This window comes from Enterococcus sp. AZ071, assembly GCF_050499065.1.
Taxonomy (GTDB): domain Bacteria; phylum Bacillota; class Bacilli; order Lactobacillales; family Enterococcaceae; genus Enterococcus_A; species Enterococcus_A ferrettii.
In genome coordinates this window covers 2,544,366-2,563,923 of the sequence record NZ_JBIPAS010000001.1, presented here as the reverse complement: position 1 = coordinate 2,563,923, position 19,558 = coordinate 2,544,366, and the positions used below count along the sequence as shown (strand labels likewise).

Here is a 19,558-nt window from a genome sequence, read left to right as displayed (position 1 = left end):
AGAAGGGGAATAATGTCGAGACCACGTGACTATCGAGAGCGAGAATATCATTTCGATGAAGAACCACCTTATCGAGAACATCCCCCTTCCAATCGGCGACCAGATAGAAGGGATTCTTACGAAGAACAGCGGTATCGAGACAGTGTTCGTGAATCAGTTCCTCGGCCAAAATCCAATCGACAGGACCGGGAGTATTCCCGCCATTACCGTGAGTCAGGGAACAGAGGGCGATATGAACAACACTATTCGCCAGAGTCACAATACAGAGAGCAGCGACCTCGTTCGCAACGACCGATGAGACCTGTCGCTCCGTCATATCGTGAGTCGCAGCCATTGCAACAAGCCAAAAAATCAACGAATCGTAAAATTTTTCTGTTCATTTATAACTTGTTTTTTTACACACTGACGATTGGTATTTTGCTGAGTTCGCTGATGTTTGCCTTTAGTGAGAAGTCTGATGCAGCTATTTTTGGCTATCGGTTCTATCAAGTGTTGACCGATTCCATGGCTCCCCAGCCGGATTCACCTTCAAAAGGATTCTATTCTGGGGACATTGTCCTGGTGAAAATGGCAGATGGCAGTCAGGTGAAGGAAGGAGATATTGTGACCTTTCAGGTAGGCGAAGGAGATCGCTACTTAACGCATCGAATGATCGAACGCCTAGAAGAACTTAACGGTAAACCAGGGGATTACATCGTGACCAAGGGAGATGCCAATAATACCGCTGATCCACCGATTGAGGCCAGTCGTGTTTACGGCAAAGTCACTTTTGTGATCCCTAAAATGGGCAGTATTTTAAACTTTGTCCAAGAAAATCTGTGGCTGTGTCTGGTGTGCGTGTTGTCCACTTTCGGCTTCTTCTTAGTGCTCAAAGCGTACTTTTTGCAACCGGAATCGGTCAATAGTTCAAGCAAAAGAAATGGTTATCCAAAAAGGGTATAACCACTTGTTCATACAAGTGTTTATATAAAAAAGAAAAAAGGATGTATAGGAGGAAAAGAAATGAAGAAGAATAGTAAGAAGAAAAAGCTGATGGCTGCCGCAGCAGCTTTAGCGTTAATCGCAGCCATCTCCGGGACGTTTGCCTGGATTACTGCGCAGGATCAACGAATCAATAGAGCCGAATCCGCAGCGGTGAATGACAACAGCGTAACAATCGTGGAAAAATGGGAACCAATACCTTTGGTTCCAGGATCAGAAGCTACAAAAGAAGTAAAAGTTACGAATACTGGCACTGCGAAGGTGTATGTTCGGGTCTCTTATGAAGAAGTGTTGAAGCATTTGACAGAAAAGGGCGCTGTAAAGTATGATCCTTCATCCGTTTCAGGTGCGAAATATACCTATGTTGCCGATGATCCTGGTTTGGCAAAAAACATGCCAGTGAGTGTAAACGGCACCCAACTTTTAAGTCCTGCAGGTGGATTTGTGGAAGTTCCGGCGGGCCAAATTACTGGATTAGAAGCTGACACGAAGTTGGTCGTTAAAGGAGGAAAAACTGTTCATCCGACGACTGGTGCAGTGACGAAAAGCTATGAAGCGAAAATGGTCCATGAATATGCACCAGGTAAATACCAATCCATGGAATTTGCTATTAGTGACGATTATCTAAATGAAACAAGCTTAGATGCGAAGGATTGGACCTTTACGGTTTCTAGTCTAAAATATGGCTACTATGAAAATGGGTATGAAAATACAGTCGTGAACTGGGCGAAATCTTCATTACCAGATAGAGCAGGCGCAGTGACTGGTAATGCCCTATTAGGAACAAATGGTTTACGTTATAGTGTGGACTACGACTATCGACTTGCCGCATTAGGCTTGACAGCTATTCCAGGAGAAACACCAGCAACGGTTGCAGTTCAAATTCCGACAGCTGCTGGCGAAAAGAATGTTCAAGCAGATACGAATGGTTTAGGAAAAAGTAGTATTCATATCAAATACAACGGTTCAGTAGTCGATGGTACTGGCTTAGCTGCCGCAACGGATAACTGGATTTATAACAAGGAAGATGGCTGGTTCTACTACACCCAACCATTATTGGCAGGTCAAACAACAGTGAACTTGTTAGACAGTCTAATATTTGACAGTGCAATGGGTGTTGAGTATACCAATGCATCGTATGATTTAGTGGTGAAAATGGAAGCTATTCAAGGAACTGCAGAAGCATTGACTGATAGTACTGGCTGGGGCATTACGTTGGACCCAACCCTTAAACCAGAAACCAAAGCAATTTATGATAAATTAACCAACTAATCGGTAGGAATGAATACCCATGAGAAAGGGAGGAGTGGAGACGATTGCGCAAGTTTAGACTAGTACTCTGCAGTTGGCTGTGCTTGTGGTTTTTCTTTGCAAGCACACCCGCTGCTGCGGCTGCCGATGCACTCCCTCCCGGCATGGTGATTGGTGATTCTGAGGGGCTGTATGCCACATCAGATGGCGAATATTACATTGACTTAGTCGATCTCCTACCGGGAGAAAAATATGAAAAAGAAATTACAATCCGCAGCTTGGACTTAGAGGAGCCTTTTTCTTTAGGCTTGCTGGTGGAAGAGGTGGAGAGTAAAGGTTCGATTGATTGGAAGCAGCACATTGAGGTTCGACTGGTATTGGATGGAAAAGAAATTTATCAGGGACCTTTATTAGGTGATGGACGTTTTGATTGGACACAAACGCCATTGGAACTGGGTGTTTGTGACTATGGAACAGACAAGGTCTTAAAGGCTACCTTTACTGTAGATTCCGGTTTAACCAACGAGGATTATAAGGATAATAGTCATTTGTATTTTTATTGGACGTTTGTGGGAACCAAGGATCAGCCGATCAAACCGACTGACCCAACCGAACCAACAAAATCGACCGAACCAACAAAACCGCAAGAGCCAACAGCACCTGGTTCATCAAACTCAGAGGAGCTGCCAAAGACAGGAACAGTACCACCTGTTGAGGATAATGGGAAACGTCTTCCGCAAACAGGCGAACAATTGGTGTATCAATTTCTTTCCGGGTTATTACTGGTATTGATTGCCTTATTTCTATGGCGAAACCGACGAGAGGAGGAGCAGGAATGAGTCAAAAAGAGAAGCTGCGTCACTTATTCCGCATCTTTGTTCGAAGTAAAAGCTTGTTTGCCTGCTTTTCCTTGTTGTTGAGTCTGCTTTTGATTGTTGGCAGTACGTATGCTTGGATTACCTCTTCGGATGAACGAATTAATCAGGCAGAAAAGAATACTCGCAGACTTTCTGCAGTCATTGAAGAAGACTTCACAGAAGTGTTTCATTGGGCACCAGGAACGGAACAAGAAAAGAATATACGTGTCAAGAATAATGGTGAGTTTCCTGCAATTGTTCGTGTATCTTTAAAAGAGTTTTTCTTGGGATTTGAAACGGATGTTACAGACAATCATGGTGCAGGTGATGGCAATGGGAATCTGAAAATTTACGGGCAATCCAGTACAACACCAGTTGATGTAAAAAATACGTCGACGTGGGTAGTTGGGAATACCTATGGGAGAAATGCCACTACGTATTATAAAGCAAATCTGGTACTTTTGGATCAAAGCTATACGTATAAAGGCACTCGCACCAAACCATTACCAGCGATTGTATTGAATTTCCAGGCAGGAAAGGTGTTTGATCAAACCGCACCACCTAGTGCTAGTGAGAAAGATTACTGGTATTACGAGGATGGGTACTTTTACTATTCTGAAACATTGACACCTAATGATGTGACTGAAAACCTGCTGGATAGTGTTTCGTTAGATGCAGCATACGCCAACCGCTATAAAGGTGCGTTGTATAAGCTGGTTCCCGAAATGGATGCGCATGATGTATCTCAGTCGTTGTTCTCAGATTGGGGTATTCCAGCAGGAAGTCCTATTCGTACGATGTACACACTTTATTAATCGAGGAGGAATGAGATGAATCGGCACAAGAAAGTAAAGCGACGAATTTTATATCTTATCGTTGCTGTCTGCTCAATCCTCCTATTGATTGGTGGTGGTTATTGGGTGTACGCGGCGATGACAGCGACAGATAGGAAGGAAAATGATTTTCAGATTGGACAAGTGGAAACGGAAATCATCGAGGTATTTGATGATACCCGCACAGAAGTAAAGCTGGATGAAGTGGTTCAAAAGGATGTTCTAATCAAAAATACAGGAACAATCAACCAATTTGTACGTGTAATGGTACTGGCAGAAGTACGTGCGCCGATTGTAGGCGATCCAGTCAATCAACAAATTCTTCCTTTACTGATTGGGACGGACTTGTTTTTGGAGAACGGTGCAACTGCGGACTGGATTAATGGTCAAGACGGCTATTACTATTATAAAAAAGAAGCAGTAGAACCAGGCAAAAGAACGAGCAAGTTATTTGAATCTGTCAGACTTTCGGATCAATTGGCTACACGGTATCAACAAGCGGATCTGTCGATTACCTTGAAAGTCGAAACAATCAATTGTTCAGAATTTGCTTACCGTGATGCCTGGTGGCAAGGCACTACACCCGTTCAAGCGCCTCTAAAGGATGTTGATGATCATTTAAAAGGCATAACTGACAACTAGGGATGCAGGTATTCTGTGTCCCTTTACTTAAAAGAATCAACACTCATGAGATGAGTGTTTTATGACTAAAGCATTGATTTGATGAGGGCTGAAAAAAGGAGTCGATAAGAATGAAAAAGAATCTGAAGAAACAATGGTTCAAAAAAAAGGGGCTAAAAATTGTAGGAATTGGCTTCCTAGCTCTTCTTGTGATAATTAGCGTTGCCATGAGTCTTACTACATTTCAAAAAAAAGACAGAGTAGCTGCACATCCTACCAATACAATTAAGCTGGATGAAGGTGGCGCTAATGAATATACGCTACCAACAGATGCAACAAGGCTGACTGAAGATCGTTTAATTAGTGATGTAGCTTTTAATGGCTATAAACAAAATGATGGCTTTCTACTAAATCCAACAAAGATCAATGTCAAGGCTTTCAGTACGGTGCAACCTAGACAATATTATGAATTCTCTGAGAAAACAGATAAGGATCGAGTTCTGGCGGCTGGTCTGGTATCAACGTGGGGAAATGGGGTTTCCTACGATTTTTCCACTACTTTTCTCTTTTTGTTAGATGAAAATAACAATCTACTTGATAGTCGTCAATTGGAAGGTACTTCGATAAATCAAACCCATGGTGGTTATGGTACTGAAATTTCGTATTTACAGAAAAAGCCAGATGGAACCTTCCTTATTTTGTCAGGAAATAAAACTGTCACTGTCAAATTGAATGCAGCTGAGACAAGCATTGCGTCAGTCACGCCCGGTTCTTTAACCTTTCTAGGCGCAGCTCCGAATGAAATGAGCTACAATTGTGTCCAAATCGGTCTTGATAATAAAATTTATTACTCAGGACATTGGTATCAAACAGCTGAAACACCAAGTACTGTAAACAACGGAAGAATGATTGGCATTTTAAATACCAACGGAAATGAGGAAAGGCGGGTACGACTGAAATATACGCAAGGTTCTTCTGTTTTCGCTGATCCAAACTTTATGCGAATTGAACAACTATCAGGTATGAAAAAATCACCTAATAACCAAGAGTTACTCGGTATAATGACATACATGTCAAAGGGAGGAACAAGCTATAGCAAACTAGTTACTTGGGATAAAGATGGAAATATGCTAAGGCAATATGTTCCTGCTGTAGGATCAGTAACAATTAAGCCGCTAAACAAAATTTCTTCTACCGATGAAAGATATTTTCTGGTAAAGGATAATTCAAAAAGTGAGATTGTCAAGTATACCGCTGCAACAGGATTCTTTACAAAAGTAGCTGAATTTCCAGCGAATACAGATATGGAGATTATTCGCCTAGGTGATGGATCGTATAGTGCTATTGGCTACTTAGCTACTGTTACAGGTGTCTTTTCGCCTTTTAATGAGTTTCTAAAGGTTGATTCAACTTTTGTAGCCAACCTTTCAAGCAGCTTTGCTATCAAATCTGCCGTTGGTATGGAGACCGGATTAAACAAAACTTTGAATATAAGGACTGCTTCTTTTCTAGATAATTCACGTTACTTTTTTAGTGGAACTTTTAGTGAATTGAATGTGAGCAGTATTCCTGCAACAAGTTTTATTGATGGCTTTCAAAGTGCTCTAGGGGCTAACGCAGCTTGGACGAATAAATCACCTGGGGCAACACACGGTGAGCAGAATATTTTCGGTATTTTGGAGACGAAACAAGATCATAAGCCAGCGATGTATGCACCAGACAACATTATTTACAATGTTGAAGATCGGACCTTGAATCAACCAAGTACTGTAAATACCCAATACAAGTGGTCTGTACGAGATAACTGGTTAATCACGGGAACTAAAAACGGTGCGTTGACTAGTCCGATGAGTATCAGAGTCTATGATGTCTATGACACTGAACTAAGCTTGAGTCCACAACCGAATTCATTACATTATAATCGTATAAATCGTAATCCTTTAAATGTGGCTAATGCAATGGAATGGACAAAGTTGGGACTTAATGAAAGCAATCCGGGTCCACAACTGTTAACCTATTTCGTCTCTGATACCCAAAGGCAGACGACGACTCGATCGCGATGGATAAATAAAATTACTGATGAAACAAAAAAACAGACGAGTACGCTCTAGACGCTCGAAATTTCCATGTGCCCTTGGAAGGAATAGGAAGTACCATTCCTGATGAGGCAGCGTTCAAAAAATTCGCTAAAACAATGGCTTGGAACTTAAAGAAGCATGAAATAGGCGACGGTGACCAAGGGTATGGGGTAGATGAAGATGGGACAGATGGCTCTAAGCTATCGGGGAAGGTTACAGTAGACGCTGCTCAGCTGAAAGCCCTCCGCGAAGCAACTGTTGCGAAGCCCTATCCTGTAGATGTCATTTATCGACCAGCTTCTGGAGTCAAGATTACGAACCGGGTTTGGGTATTCGCTACAGTGAAAAATACCTTGCCAAACAGTAAAACAACCCCTGCAGTGGGTCCAGATAAAACAAATGGTGTGGTTTATTATGCAGATGATTATGCTATGCCGTTTCGTCTGCGTCACGGACACACGGATGATGATGTGAGAAGTCGCGGGAATATTCGCGTCTATGATTATTATGATTATATGCATGAAACAGCTGCTGAGCTGCCGACTTTAGCAGATATGAGTAAGCCAGCTGATCGTCAAAAGCTGAAAATTCAAAGTATCAATCAGGTAAGGAATGCACCGCAGCCTGGAATAATTTCCCCACCAGTCAAAGTGAGCTACGCTTGGGAAAAAAATACGGATAATCATCATACCAAAGGGGTAAATACGATAGGTTCGTTAGATATCAATTTATTCAGTGACGTGCTGCTCCATGTTCGGCAAATCATTCGAGACCCATCTGATGAAATTGTAGTACCTGACGAAGGATATCTTACGATTAGAAACACGGTGAATAGAGGTGGTCTCGTTGTTGATCCAGATTATCACTCACAAGCAGTTGTGAAGTCTGGAAAAACAGAGAGTACGCTAGACTTTACTACGTTTGCGGTAGAAACAGATCATCTAAAAAATGCTTCAGAGGAAGTTAATTTAAGTGCAGTGATACCAGAATTTTATCAATACGAGGGTTTTCGTATGACAGATCAGGCAGCTGATCCAAATGGTACTTCTCACAAGACGGGAACACCGACAGCAACGTCTGGAAAAATTTCATTAAATCGGTCGACGATTGATAATAAAGAAGAATTCTGGCTGACTATTTATCTGAAACCAGTGAAAGAAAGCGGAAAGAGTACCAACAAAACTCCACAACCGTATAGTTGGGACTACAAACATAATGATTTAGGAAAGATTCAGCCTAAATAAGGGAAGGAAGGAAATAGTTAGTGATTTATTTCTTATTTCTCGTGTTCGGACTAATTTTGTTGGTTCACAGCTATTTGATGGTAACAATCCTCCGTACGCAAAAGGAACAATCAAGTTTGTTAAAACAAATAATTCGCGGTAAAAAGCGAAGTCAAAATCAGACAAGCACGAAAAAGACAGGACCATATCCAATCAATCATCCTAAAATTCAAAGAGAAAGAGGTCACAAACGATGAATTTGGGCTACGCACGCGGTTATCAAATTACCCAACAATTGGATATGCTGGAGGATTACCCAGTGGATGAACTCTTTTCCGATGGGCATCAAGAAGTGGAAGCATTAACTTCACCCACGAGTGAATTTCAGGCATTGCTAAACTTTGCCCAGGCAGGCGATCATCTAGTCATTTCATCGTGGGAAGTCATTTCACGCGACTATCGACAATTGTTGGTCTGCTTAGATCAATTGGAAAGTTCAGAAATTACTTTGGATGTTCTGAATTTGCCTCAATTAAGTATTGAAGAGTGGCGTCAGATTTTTCGCTGGTCATTGCGCAATGATCGCTTACTACATCCCTTTTTAGTCAAAGCTGGCAAAGAACGGAACCGCAGTAAGGGTGCGTATTCTTTATTTAGTAAAGAGCCAGAGGCCCGCAAACTCTATAGAGAAATTATCTGGCTGTTGGTAGAAAAGAATTCCGTTCGCCAAGTTGCCCAGCAAAAGCGAGTACCAATTGAAACAGCCTATCGTATCCAACAGGAATTGCGGCAGCTTCAATTGGCAATCATCTTAGTGATCTGTTTCCTGTTGGCGATTTTTAGTATCAAGCTGGCAGAATCCTATTTTGATCAGTTATGGATTCAAATTGCGATTTGTATTGTTGTGACATTGATTATTTTATGGAATGTGCTGATTGATACGGAAGAATCCGAGGCGAAAACGTCAACTAAAGAGAAGAAAGTATCAAAAACCTAAAGAGAAGGTGAATCCCTATGCAACATGTACTTATTTTAACTAAAAATCCCCTGACAGAGGAAACCATTGTCAATAAATTACAACGAATGAACTGCGAGATTCTTTGCTCGACGGATCTATTAAATCACCTGCAAAAAGGTACGATCAATCCTTTCGTTTTTTATTTCCGCTGGGTGATATTAAGTGAAAGTCTTTGTCATACAGAGGTAGAACAACTCTTAAACCTACTGCAGAATCAACCGCTGACGGTGCTGCGAATTGTTGAGAATTTTCCTAACGAAGAGGAACAAAATTACTGGAATGAATTGGGTCTTACAGATTGGCTGCATAAAGAAATAGGCTACGAAGATTTACGAGAAAAAGTCAATGAATTATCGCAGCAGCAGCAACAAAAAGAATTCGCCGATCAACAAATTCTTTCGTTCCCTTATGCAGAAGAACAGATGGAGCCAACCGAATGGAAGCTGTTATGGAAGAGCTTGTCTAAAACCGAAAAAAAAGTGTTTGAAAGTCTCATTAATGCGTATACAAAGACCGAGGCGTTGTCCCGAAAAGAGCTGTGTGACCAGCTATGGAGTGATGGAGATACCGCTTCTAATATGAGTCAACTGTCCTGTTTGATCAATAAACTGAAACGTAAATTTGAGCAGCATGGACTGACAGGAGAAACCATCACCACCTTATGGGGAAGAGGCTACCGATTCAGCGATGAATTGTATGAATACTGGTTAAAGGGTGCGCAACAACAAGAAAATTTGAAGTATGCGATGAATTAAAAAAGACAATAGCCTTCAATAAACTGGAAAAATTTAGAGAGGCGAATCTAGTTGGAGCGGTTGATACATATGTGTGATGCGATCGTAGTTTATAGGTTACATTTCTGTCAAGGATAGCGAATACTTGGAAGATCTCAAGAAAGTTGATGTAAACAATCTATTTACTACGTGCACATTGGATCATGATATATTTCATATCAATGATGGAGCAGAAGGTCTTATCGACTGGTTCAATGACTACGAAGAGAAGGAAACCGCAGTGACTAAAGAATAAAAATCAATTGAAAAAAATGAGAAGCAAAAAGGAGAAGTAAATGAAGAAGTTTATCGGGATGACCTTGGTTCTAATGGTTTTACTTACCGGATGTGGCGGAACAGCAGCTGACAAGCAAGAAAACGAAGAGAAATCAGCTAAGACTGCAGAAACTAAAAAAAAGGGAAGTACACAGGCCAAAAAGAGCGCTAAAACAACAGAAGAACGCCTTTCATTTCCTTTGAGTACAAGTCAAAATGATGCGGGTGAATTTTTAAAAGAAGACGAAATTACCAAGGATACATTTAAGCCAAGAGCCTATTTTCATTTAGGAAGTGATATGGAAGTTGGCACTCCTCGGTGGATTTTTTTTGACACAGAGGAGAATATGCTAAGAGAATACTCAAAAAGTGGCGGATTGCTTGGCTCAAAAGAAGCAATTGAAAGACTGGAGGCCATCCCTTCCTCGTATATGTTTTTAGTAAACGATAAAAAGGAAGGGTTTGGGGGATACATCCACATGTATGATGTAAAAGCGGAGAATGACTTTGAGAAAAACTTCCCTGAATACGATGGTCTGTACATGACAAAAGGTAATGTGGAAATTAGTAATAAACTTCCGAATTTAAAGGATCAGTTTAACTGGGAAGTAAAAGATATTGATAGTGGAGAAGGCAAGGCAGATGGTGTTCCTTATAGATATGCGTATGTCAATTTTATAGAGGAAGATAGTAAGGATGCGATGTTGTATATTACTTTTGACATAGATGAGGAAACTAAAATATTTATCGATGTGATGGATATTGATGGGAAGATAATGGCAAATGGCAATGTAGAAAAAGCAGTAAATCTATTCACAGATGGCTTTGAGCTGGTCAAAAAATAAATTTAGCCGAATGAAAGTTAACTAATCGATCATTGTCACACAGTTCTTTGAAGGTGATTGTGTTAGGTGGGGTGCTGATGAACTCATCATTAGTGACTTTGAAAGAAGAAAAAAGCGTGAAATAAATGCTATTGAAGAGAGCAACGACCAAAAATTATTTATAGGTGCAAGATATTGAAACGATAAAGAAACCACGAGCATTGAGTCTGCAGCGTTTTGGTTTAACAATGAGTGAACTAACTAGGTGTTAAGTTGGTTATTAGGAGGGGCAATGTGAGAAAAGCAGCGGTTACCCAACTTTATACGTCAAAAATTGTTCGATGGCAACGATTAGAGCGACGTATTTGGCTACTACCTGTTGGAGTGGGCTGCTATTTCTTGATTTATTTATTATTTACTTCTTCAGGACAAAAAATGATTCAACCAATAGCTTTGCCGAAAGATTGGCTGATAGTACTCGGTCTTTTTCTCTTTTATCTGTGTCTTTCTTTGGTCCTTATACTTCCGCTCATGATTTTGTTTAAGTGGTTCGTCCATACTGGTAAGAAAAAGGCTTTGGAGAATGCTGCTATACCTGTTCTCACTTATCTGCCCTATTTTAGAGAAACATTTCCCCAGTTGACACCTGCAATGATTAGCTTGCTGACGGATTTGGAACTGGAAGTGGAAAAAGATGTTGCGGCTTCGTTATTGTTTTATCAATTTTTAGAGGTTGTCACTATAGATGATCAAGGAAACATTCGATTATTGACTTTGGAGCACCCTCAACTGCAAGGGAGCGATCGAATCCTGCTAAAGAAATTGGTTCAGGGAAAAATCGATAAAGAAACGTTGAACAGATGGGAAAAACAGGCGACCCAAGAGGCAATAGATGCTGGATATATTAAATCGAGTCTGCCGAGCGTTGAGAAAAAATTGAGTTCTGGTGTTTTTTCTGGTTGTCTTCTGCCCTCAATTCTTTTAGTTAGTATTGGATTAGCAGCAAGAGAATCGTTTATCAGTACAAAACTAATTGAATTTCAGGAGTTGATCTCGCATGCACCAGAAGAGAATGTGGCATTGATGTTGCTGTTTTTTTCTGATCCCCAAAAACTGGGACTTTTGGGCTTAATATTAGGACTTGGCTTGATGGCCTTTTTGGCTTTTTTCCTACCAGTAGGAACGATTATTCAGTGTAGTATCAAAAAGAAGAACCAAAATAAATATGTACGCACATTAAAAGGAGAAGCGTTAACCGAGCAGCTTTACGGGATGAAGCGCTTCTTGCATGATTTTTCAGAATTGTCCTATGCACAAAAGGAACAGTTGATTTTATGGGAAGAATTTCTCATCTATGCGGTTGTACTGGAAGAAAATCAGCAGATTGTTGATGAATTAACGGCGTTGTATTTTCAAAAGAAAATGAAATAAAAAGGATGAAAGCAATGATTGGAGTCATTTTAGGACTATTCATTATAGGTGGAATTGCGGCTTTTTTGATTCGGGTTCGGAATTCATTGGTAGTGCTTCGAAATCGTGTAAAGGATCAAAAAGCTCAGATTGATGTTTGTCTAAAACAACGTTACGATACTCTCCCAAATTTATTTGAGACGACGAAGGCTTATGGCGAGTATGAAAAGACTACTTTGGAAACAATTGTTAATGAGAGAAGGAAATTAGGTCAAACAGCTAATACTCAGGAAGCGTTGACTGTGAATTCGGAATTAACAAAACAGCTGGGCTATTTTTTTGCAGTCAGTGAGCAGTATCCTGAATTAAAAACTAGCCAGCACTTTCAAACCTTACAGAAGGAACTGAAAAGCTTGGAGAACAAACTTTCAAAAGCTCGCCAATTTTATAACGACACAGTATTACTCTACAACAACCAAGTGATGCAGTTTCCCAATAATCTGGTGGCTGTTTTATTTGGATTTCAAGTAGAAGAATTTCTGAAAACTGCCTCTGAGGAACAAAAGGTACTATCTATTCAAGCAAAACAGTTTCAAAATAGCAACAATCATAAATGAAGGAATAAGATAGGAATAAAAAACGATTAAATAAACTAAAGTGTGCCCAGTATTTCAAAAGAATCTTCTCAAAAGACGACAGAGGATAAACAACAAGCATTTCTAGAGAGCAGGAAAAACAGTTGTTTTACTTATTCTGAAATGGAAGACGGCGGTTATAATGGTGAAGTAAACGATGGTAAGATTCCTAAGATGTTGGGAGGCAAACCTGTCATTGGCGGTAATCATGCCTTTGGAACGAACGATCTAATCACCAGTATTGGGATTTGGGAAACGGCATGTTTTATAGGGAAAGAAGCATTTATGTTTTGTGAAAATTTGAAAGCCGTGACCATAAAAGACGAAGGGCTAGAAGAAATGAGCGAATCAGTTTTTTATGGTTGCGAATCGAGTTGGCAGATACTGTAAACTAAGATAGCATAAGTATAAGGAAGTAAAAAAATATCAGTCATACCCTTTAGTTAAAAAAATAGCGCAACCTAACAAGAAAGAATGCTCCACGAATCTGAAAGAAGGTGACCGGCGATGGTCAAAGTGATTCAACTTTTCCTATCCGTTTCAATTATCGGTTTTTATTTGTGGCTTTTAGTGATCCGAAAAGGACCGGAATACAAAAGATACAAAAAGATGGAACGAGAAGGAAATAAGACTACAGCGAAGTGGTACACAAGCAAGACGTACAGTCGGGATATAGATTCAGGATCTACAGAATACTATTCAAAAAATTACTATGAATATTTCGTAGCAGGAAAGCGATACACCTTTACTCAGCATGCCAACATTGATGATCCTTCTATCACGAGAATAGAAATCTATTATGACAAGAATAAACCGAAGAGACATGCACAGGTGAATTCTGAGAAAACCTTGCTGCAAAGCAAACGGACTTTGGGGTGTTTTTTAACGGTGGTATTAAGTGCCGTGACGATCCCCGCAGTGTATATATTGTTGAATATGATTTTTGGAATTGATCTTGGATTATAAGGGGAGAAAGCAGGTCGGGATTTGATTCAGGATAAAAAAGTTTCCTCTCTTGAGTTTTTGTGGATGGGATTGTACGCATTTGCAGGGTTTAGTTTGGAATTAATTCTTAGTTTCGGGGCTAGGACTTGCTCCGCTGAGTGTATCAGTGAACGCGCTGCTTACTGCCTGTCTTTGGTTTGGTTTTGTTTGGCTATTAATCACTTATTCTAAAAAGACAGTTGGTTTTGATCCTCGGGCGAATCGGCAAATGATTGAAAAAAGAGCTCTTTATGTTTCTCTGCTCTTGTGTCTCATGATTATTATTGTTTCTACCATAGGATTTGGAGGATTTAAACCTTTAGTGGAATTTAATGGAAGCTTGAATAGGAGTATTCTTGCTCTTTTCTCTCGGATCGTTTATTATTTTGCTGAAACAGCGTTGATCGTATTGACGATTATTTTTGGTCAAGAATTTTGTAAGCGGCAGTTTTCTATCCGTACTAATGTTCCTGACGGAAGATTTTTCCTGGCGTTAACTTGGGGATTGATGCATTTTCTTTTGAAAGGAATTGCAGGTGGGTTTTATACGATGTTCTTTTCGATTGTCTCGGGAATCATTTCCATTCTTTTTAGAAAAAATTCGTTTATCAGCTTTCTGGTTATTTCTGTTGCGTTTATTTTGTAAGGTATAAAAAAGGAGAAATATGTGTGGAGATAAATAAAGTAGAACAACTTACTGATATTCACAATCAATTATTATTGCTCGCTGATCCCAATCAACTTCTAGTGGATGATTACGCTCAAAGAGGAACAGTTTATGAAGCAACTGAAGATGAAACGTTAGTTGGTATTATGGTCTTATTACCTACTCGACCAGAAACTATTGAATTGGTGAATATTGCTGTTGCTGAAGTTCATCAAGGCAAGGGGATTGCTCAAGAGATGATTGCATTTGCTCTGCAAACAGCTAAACAAAGCGGCTTTCATACTATTGAAGTCGGAACAGGAAGTATCGGCTTTGAGCAACTGTACCTTTACCAAAAATGTGGATTCCGAATGGTTGCGATTGATCGGGATTTTTTTGTACGGCACTACGAAGAAGCAATTGTTATCGAAAACGGTATGGTGCTTCAAGATATGGTGAGGTTAAGCCAAGACTTATAAGATAGTTCTTGGATGCAGGCGGATGATGAATAGTTACTTTCGTTCTGCGAGATGAAGAAGCACCAATAACTTAATCGTTTACAAAGGAACAAAACAGCAAATTTGTAAAATAAGCGTTTTCAGCGTATAACCGACGTAGAAACGCTTATTTTTTTGCACCAAAAAAGACTTTATTACAGGAAAAAGGAGAATGATCGGTCATGGAAAAAGAATACGATGTTGTGTTTATCGGCAGCGGTCATGCGGCTTGGCATGCAGCAATGACCTTGCGAGGAGCAAACAAAACAGTAGCGATTATTGAAAAAGAAAAGATCGCAGGGACATGTACCAACTTTGGATGTAATCCCAAGATTTTACTCGATTCACCTTTTGAGTTGATTGAACGTTTGGAGCTGTACAAGGGCATTGGTATTAACGAAGTACCGCAGGTTCAATGGAAGGATCTGATGAATTATAAGCATGGAGTCATTAATCCGCTAACAGAGCTGATGGAACAAACCTTCAAAAAAGCACAAATTGATATTTACAAAGGCAGCGGAAAATTCATAGATGCCCATGCTGTTCAGGTCAATGATGAAGTAATCAAAGGCGAAACCATCGTGATTGCTACTGGTCAACGATCCAATCGTTTGCCGATTCCTGGAAAGGATTATTTGCATACGAGTCAGGACTTTTTAGATTTGACTGAGATGCCAAAGAGAATCGTCTTCATCGGTGCCGGGCTGATTTCCTTGGAGTTTGTTTCGATGGCAGCGAAAATGGGCAGTGAAATTCATGTAGTCGAATTTTCAGACAAGGCACTGCCGGCTTATTACGACAAATATGCTGAAAAAATTGTTGAAGGCTTGAAGCAAGAACAGGTACAATTTCATTTTAATACGGAAGTCGTTGAAGTGACGAAGGATGAAACAGAGTACAGTGTCAAAACGAAAAATGGTCAAATTATCAAGACGGATTATGTCTTGGATGCGACCGGCAGAATTCCGAATGTGGAAGATCTGGGCTTAGAAGATATTGGTGTCACTTTTAATAAAAAAGGGATCGAAGTCGATGACTATTTGCGTACCTCTGTACCGAATATTTGTGCTAGCGGAGACGTGATTGATAAAGCCATTCCACGTTTGACACCAACTGCCACCTTTGAATCAAATTATTTAGCAGCTCAATTTTTAGGTCATACTGAAAAAATCGCCTATCCTGTGATTCCTTCGGTGGTGTATACTTTGCCGCGAATTGCTCAGGTAGGTGTTAGTCAAAAAGAAGCACAAGAATCAGATCGCTACCATACTGCAACCTTGACATACGGCAAGATGTTTGTGTTTGAAACCAAAAACGAAACAGAAGCTGAAGCAACAATTGTCTTAGATGAAGAAAACTATTTAGTAGGTGCAGATGTCTACAGCAACGATGCCGCGGATTTGATCAACTTATTTACTTTAGTGATTAATCAACGAATGACTGCTTCACAGCTGAATCAGATGATCTTTGCTTTTCCGACAGTGTCGATTGCTTTGATTCAATTGATGATGCCAATGCTTCATCAGTAATAATGATTATGAGCGCAGAACGTTATCCTGTGCTCTTTTTTTACATATCTACTTCAAATTGGATTGATCTTAAAGAACTTAGTATAAAGTAATAAACCACAAAAATGTTTAGTCAATTGAACAACGAAATATCAGTGATTGCAGTGGAGAACGATTCAAAGTTTCGACGCACAGTGAGGCTTATAGACAATTTCTGTTTAAAATGGGATGAAGAATGGACTAAAATGTAAGGAATAGTAAATAAATGAAAAGAGGCATCTGCGAATGAAAAACTTGCAGATGCCTCTTTTGCATGTAGACAAAAAAGTCAAACAGTAAATGACTTAGTTCTGTCGAAAATAACTTTCATCAATTTTTTTGCTATACCTAATAAAAAATATGTTTTTATAGGCCAATAGAAATATATAATGTATAGGAACGTTAGTATTGTTCGTAAGTTTAGAAAATCGTTAGAAAAATGTTCCTGGTTAGAAAAATTATTTTTATTTCTTAGTCTAATGAAGACTAAGAGATTCTTTTGTTAAGATAGCTGTATTTTTTAATTTGTTGTTTATTAACAATTCTAATTATAGATTACGAAGAATAAATACGCAATATATTTTAAAAAAATAATTAAAATGACTTCTTGTTTTGTTCTCGTAACGATCGATGTTGGATGATGTGCTGAAAAAAGTCGGAATAAAAGGCAGTTCTATTTACCGTCAAAAATTCCGTCATTATATAGAAAGGAATTGATAGTATGCGTAGAGGTGAAAATATTTATTGGCGTAAAGACAAACGCTGGGAGGGGAGATATCCCAAAGGAAAAAAAGCAAATGGAACTACAAAGTATGGTTCGGTGTATGGCAAATCGCTGCGGGAAGTCCGAGAAAAGCTCTATCCCTTGAAAGTAAAATATCAGATGATTCAGCAGGATCGGGGAGAATCTGCCATTTCTTTACGAGAATGGGTTTATCGATGGCTTCACAGTGTCCAACCAACAATTAAGCAATCAACCTATGCAAATTATGAACACAAATTGGTTCATTATGTTTTACCAGAGATTGGAGAGTATGGGTTAAATGAACTGAATGAGCAAGCTGCAGGAGAGCTGCTGGAATCTTTGCAGCTAAAAAAATTGAAGCCCTCCACTATTCAGGTCATCTTTCGGATTACAACTCAGTGTATAAATTTTGCCATTCGCAAAAAGATGATGAAGGAGAATCCATTTAAGTTGATACAGCTGCCGAAAGTGGTAAAGAAGAGGAATCAGGCACTTACTAGACAAGAGCAAAAACGCTTAGAGGCAGCAGTGACAAGTGAAGAAAATGGGAACGGACTGCCTGTTTTGTTGGCTCTTTATGCGGGATTACGGATTGGAGAGATAGCAGCACTTGCTTGGAAAGACATTGATTTTGAAAACAATTTGATCCATGTTCATTCGACGTTTCAACGAGTTTTTGGCGTTGTAGCAGGTAAGAAAACGGAGTTGATTTATACTAGTTCTAAAACAACTTCCTCGATTCGATCTATCCCGATGAGCAAGAGACTCAAGCAAGTTTTGATACGTCAAAGAAAAAAAGCAACGGGCGAATTTGTTGTATCTAAGAGAGAGCAGCCTTTAGAACCACGGCTTTTGACGTATCATTTTCATCGGATCAGAGAGAAAGCGAAGTTAAAAACTACCCATTTTCATCAGCTTCGTCATACCTTTGCGACGCGCTGCTTGGAAAGTAAAGGGGATATTGTGAGTGTTAGTGCGATAATGGGGCATGGATCGACACAGATGACCCTAGATACTTATGCGAGTTCTTTGATGGAGCAACAATTCCATGTTGTTGCGCAAATGGAGAAAGCAGTCGTGTAAAACGCTTTCAAAAAAAACGATTCTCACGCTTTGGAGGAGTTTTTTTGCCTTTTTAATAGTAAGCGCTTACTGTGAAGAGCGGTAAGTTAGTCAGCACTTTTTTCTTTATTTTGGTAGTGAATCAAGTGATCGAGAGGTTGCTTTTGCTGCTTACAAACGCTTATTCCGTCAAAGGCCGTCAAAGGACAGTCTTTTTTTATTGTCTGAATAGGCTTCTCAAAAGCTTTCTTAGTCTTCATTAGACCAAGAAAAAAGAGGAATTTTTTGTGCTTTCTAAAAGTATAGATGAAATCAATCAAATATTCAAAATTCAAACTTATGAACTAGGCAAATAGAGGAGGAGTAGGCATGTTCGGGTTCGGAAAACAAAAGAAGGATGTATATCAGGAATCAAACCAAGATGATTATTATTACGACGAATACGACAACGAAGGATATGAAAAGAATTACGGCTATGAGCCGTATCAAGAGGAAGGCTACGAACGTCCGACGGAGAATTACAGCGAGTATGATCGTGGAGATCGCCGATCCAGACGGCGAATGGCAGCGCCTATGGATGAACGTGCTAGATATGAAGAAGATGCTGAGCCATTCCAGGCATCAAAAACAGAAGAGGATTCTAGGCAGCAGCAAGAGTCCCAGTTGCAGCAAGAAGTCGACCGTTTGAAGGAAACAGTTGCCCAACTAAAACATCAGCTGGAAGTGAAGCAAGCGGAAATGACTACGATGGCAACAACTTTGACTGAAAAAGAACAAAGCCTTCAGGAGCAGAAGGCCCAATCAGAGCAACAAATACAAGTGCTGCAAACAAAAAATCAACAGAAAATACAGGAGCAGCTGGCGGATAAGGATCAACAAATCAAAGAGTTAAAGGAACAAGCTTCTCAACTGAAAGGTGACTTACAAAGAGATCAAACCAGTCAAAGCGAGGCCTTGGCTCAAGCCCAACGGCAGATTGAGGCATTGAAACAAACGAAAAGAGAGAACGAAGAAATGAAGGCGGAACTGGCTACGATCCTGATTGATACAAAAAAACAGGAGCGAGCTATTTTAGAACGAGCAGAGTATGAAGCCAAAGGCATTCGCAGTCAAGCCGAACAGGAGGCTCATCAGGTCATTCATGATGCTTCGTTGGAGCTGCGAGTAATGAAGCAGGAAATTAAAAATTATCGTAAACGGTTGCGTTCGGTACAAGAAGAAACGACCCAATTTTTTGTACGTTTGTTGGCAACGAGCGACAACTTATTGGATGACGAATAGAAGAGGGGTGTCTTTT

At 39.9% G+C, this 19,558-nt stretch carries 20 protein-coding genes; all 20 read left to right on the top strand.

The genetic code is table 11. The features are described 5' to 3' along the window. The first annotated feature begins 12 nt into the window (after positions 1–12). The 20 genes from IGI49_RS12670 (at position 13) to IGI49_RS12575 (ending at position 19,542) form a co-directional block, all read left to right on the top strand. Entirely contained in the window at positions 13–942 is a 930-nt protein-coding gene (locus IGI49_RS12670) for a signal peptidase I (protein ID WP_429964777.1), read from the top strand. Positions 943–1,002: 60 nt separating this feature from the next. Then, on the top strand, positions 1,003–2,253 hold the full coding sequence (locus tag IGI49_RS12665; RefSeq protein WP_429964776.1) for a hypothetical protein: 1,251 nt from the start codon (positions 1,003–1,005) through the stop codon (positions 2,251–2,253). Positions 2,254–2,297: 44 nt separating this feature from the next. After that, positions 2,298–3,071 carry an LPXTG cell wall anchor domain-containing protein gene (locus tag IGI49_RS12660; RefSeq protein WP_429964775.1) on the top strand — a complete coding sequence of 258 codons (774 nt, stop codon included), beginning with the start codon at positions 2,298–2,300 and terminating at the stop codon, positions 3,069–3,071. Continuing rightward, entirely contained in the window at positions 3,068–3,904 is an 837-nt protein-coding gene (locus tag IGI49_RS12655; protein WP_429964774.1) for a BsaA family SipW-dependent biofilm matrix protein, read from the top strand. Before IGI49_RS12660 ends, IGI49_RS12655 begins: the two co-directional genes overlap by 4 nt. Positions 3,905–3,919: 15 nt before the next feature. After that, positions 3,920–4,564 (top strand): hypothetical protein, encoded by a 645-nt coding sequence (locus tag IGI49_RS12650; RefSeq protein WP_429964773.1) that lies wholly within the window; start codon positions 3,920–3,922, stop codon positions 4,562–4,564. A gap of 110 nt (positions 4,565–4,674) precedes the next feature. Next, a complete protein-coding gene (locus IGI49_RS12645; RefSeq protein ID WP_429964772.1) occupies positions 4,675–6,654 on the top strand; it encodes a hypothetical protein in 1,980 nt (659 codons plus the stop codon). A gap of 17 nt (positions 6,655–6,671) precedes the next feature. Next, positions 6,672–7,865 (top strand): hypothetical protein, encoded by a 1,194-nt coding sequence (locus tag IGI49_RS12640; protein ID WP_429964771.1) that lies wholly within the window; start codon positions 6,672–6,674, stop codon positions 7,863–7,865. A 232-nt stretch (positions 7,866–8,097) separates the two neighbouring features. Next, positions 8,098–8,841: a recombinase family protein gene (locus tag IGI49_RS12635; RefSeq protein WP_429964770.1), complete on the top strand. Its 744-nt coding sequence runs from the start codon at positions 8,098–8,100 to the stop codon at positions 8,839–8,841. Between the two features lie 17 nt (positions 8,842–8,858). Beyond that, entirely contained in the window at positions 8,859–9,617 is a 759-nt protein-coding gene (locus IGI49_RS12630) for a winged helix-turn-helix domain-containing protein (RefSeq protein WP_429964769.1), read from the top strand. 124 nt (positions 9,618–9,741) lie between these two features. Next, entirely contained in the window at positions 9,742–9,891 is a 150-nt protein-coding gene (locus tag IGI49_RS12625; RefSeq protein WP_429964768.1) for a hypothetical protein, read from the top strand. 40 nt (positions 9,892–9,931) lie between these two features. Continuing rightward, positions 9,932–10,756, top strand: a complete 825-nt coding sequence (locus IGI49_RS12620) for a hypothetical protein (protein WP_429964767.1) — start codon at positions 9,932–9,934, stop codon at positions 10,754–10,756. A 273-nt stretch (positions 10,757–11,029) separates the two neighbouring features. Continuing rightward, positions 11,030–12,166, top strand: coding sequence for a DUF2207 family protein (locus IGI49_RS12615; RefSeq protein ID WP_429964766.1), 1,137 nt, complete (start codon positions 11,030–11,032; stop codon positions 12,164–12,166). 14 nt (positions 12,167–12,180) lie between these two features. Next, positions 12,181–12,762: a LemA family protein gene (locus IGI49_RS12610; RefSeq protein WP_429964765.1), complete on the top strand. Its 582-nt coding sequence runs from the start codon at positions 12,181–12,183 to the stop codon at positions 12,760–12,762. Between the two features lie 42 nt (positions 12,763–12,804). After that, a complete protein-coding gene (locus IGI49_RS12605) occupies positions 12,805–13,170 on the top strand; it encodes a leucine-rich repeat protein (protein WP_429964764.1) in 366 nt (121 codons plus the stop codon). 117 nt (positions 13,171–13,287) lie between these two features. Continuing rightward, the gene (locus tag IGI49_RS12600; RefSeq protein ID WP_429964763.1) at positions 13,288–13,746 is read left to right on the top strand and encodes a hypothetical protein; all 459 of its coding nucleotides are present in this window, start codon (positions 13,288–13,290) and stop codon (positions 13,744–13,746) included. A 145-nt stretch (positions 13,747–13,891) separates the two neighbouring features. Then, entirely contained in the window at positions 13,892–14,410 is a 519-nt protein-coding gene (locus IGI49_RS12595; protein WP_429964762.1) for a hypothetical protein, read from the top strand. Positions 14,411–14,433: 23 nt separating this feature from the next. After that, on the top strand, positions 14,434–14,889 hold the full coding sequence (locus tag IGI49_RS12590; protein ID WP_429964761.1) for a GNAT family N-acetyltransferase: 456 nt from the start codon (positions 14,434–14,436) through the stop codon (positions 14,887–14,889). Between the two features lie 200 nt (positions 14,890–15,089). Continuing rightward, positions 15,090–16,436, top strand: a complete 1,347-nt coding sequence (locus tag IGI49_RS12585; protein WP_429964760.1) for a dihydrolipoyl dehydrogenase family protein — start codon at positions 15,090–15,092, stop codon at positions 16,434–16,436. 739 nt (positions 16,437–17,175) lie between these two features. Further along, a complete protein-coding gene (locus IGI49_RS12580; protein WP_429964759.1) occupies positions 17,176–18,282 on the top strand; it encodes a tyrosine-type recombinase/integrase in 1,107 nt (368 codons plus the stop codon). A 348-nt stretch (positions 18,283–18,630) separates the two neighbouring features. Next, entirely contained in the window at positions 18,631–19,542 is a 912-nt protein-coding gene (locus tag IGI49_RS12575; RefSeq protein WP_429964758.1) for a hypothetical protein, read from the top strand. The last annotated feature ends 16 nt before the right edge of the window (positions 19,543–19,558 follow it).

Bases quoted from the DNA above. Each gene is read 5' to 3' on its own strand.
- IGI49_RS12650 (WP_429964773.1), top strand. From the start codon at position 3,920: ATGAATCGGCACAAGAAAGTAAAGCGACGAATTTTATATCTTATCGTT.
- IGI49_RS12665 (WP_429964776.1), top strand. From the start codon at position 1,003: ATGAAGAAGAATAGTAAGAAGAAAAAGCTGATGGCTGCCGCAGCAGCT.
- IGI49_RS12645 (WP_429964772.1), top strand. From the start codon at position 4,675: ATGAAAAAGAATCTGAAGAAACAATGGTTCAAAAAAAAGGGGCTAAAA.
- IGI49_RS12585 (WP_429964760.1), top strand. From the start codon at position 15,090: ATGGAAAAAGAATACGATGTTGTGTTTATCGGCAGCGGTCATGCGGCT.
- IGI49_RS12655 (WP_429964774.1), top strand. From the start codon at position 3,068: ATGAGTCAAAAAGAGAAGCTGCGTCACTTATTCCGCATCTTTGTTCGA.
- IGI49_RS12635 (WP_429964770.1), top strand. From the start codon at position 8,098: ATGAATTTGGGCTACGCACGCGGTTATCAAATTACCCAACAATTGGAT.
- IGI49_RS12670 (WP_429964777.1), top strand. From the start codon at position 13: ATGTCGAGACCACGTGACTATCGAGAGCGAGAATATCATTTCGATGAA.
- IGI49_RS12580 (WP_429964759.1), top strand. From the start codon at position 17,176: ATGCGTAGAGGTGAAAATATTTATTGGCGTAAAGACAAACGCTGGGAG.
- IGI49_RS12610 (WP_429964765.1), top strand. From the start codon at position 12,181: ATGATTGGAGTCATTTTAGGACTATTCATTATAGGTGGAATTGCGGCT.
- IGI49_RS12620 (WP_429964767.1), top strand. From the start codon at position 9,932: ATGAAGAAGTTTATCGGGATGACCTTGGTTCTAATGGTTTTACTTACC.
- IGI49_RS12600 (WP_429964763.1), top strand. From the start codon at position 13,288: ATGGTCAAAGTGATTCAACTTTTCCTATCCGTTTCAATTATCGGTTTT.
- IGI49_RS12575 (WP_429964758.1), top strand. From the start codon at position 18,631: ATGTTCGGGTTCGGAAAACAAAAGAAGGATGTATATCAGGAATCAAAC.
- IGI49_RS12630 (WP_429964769.1), top strand. From the start codon at position 8,859: ATGCAACATGTACTTATTTTAACTAAAAATCCCCTGACAGAGGAAACC.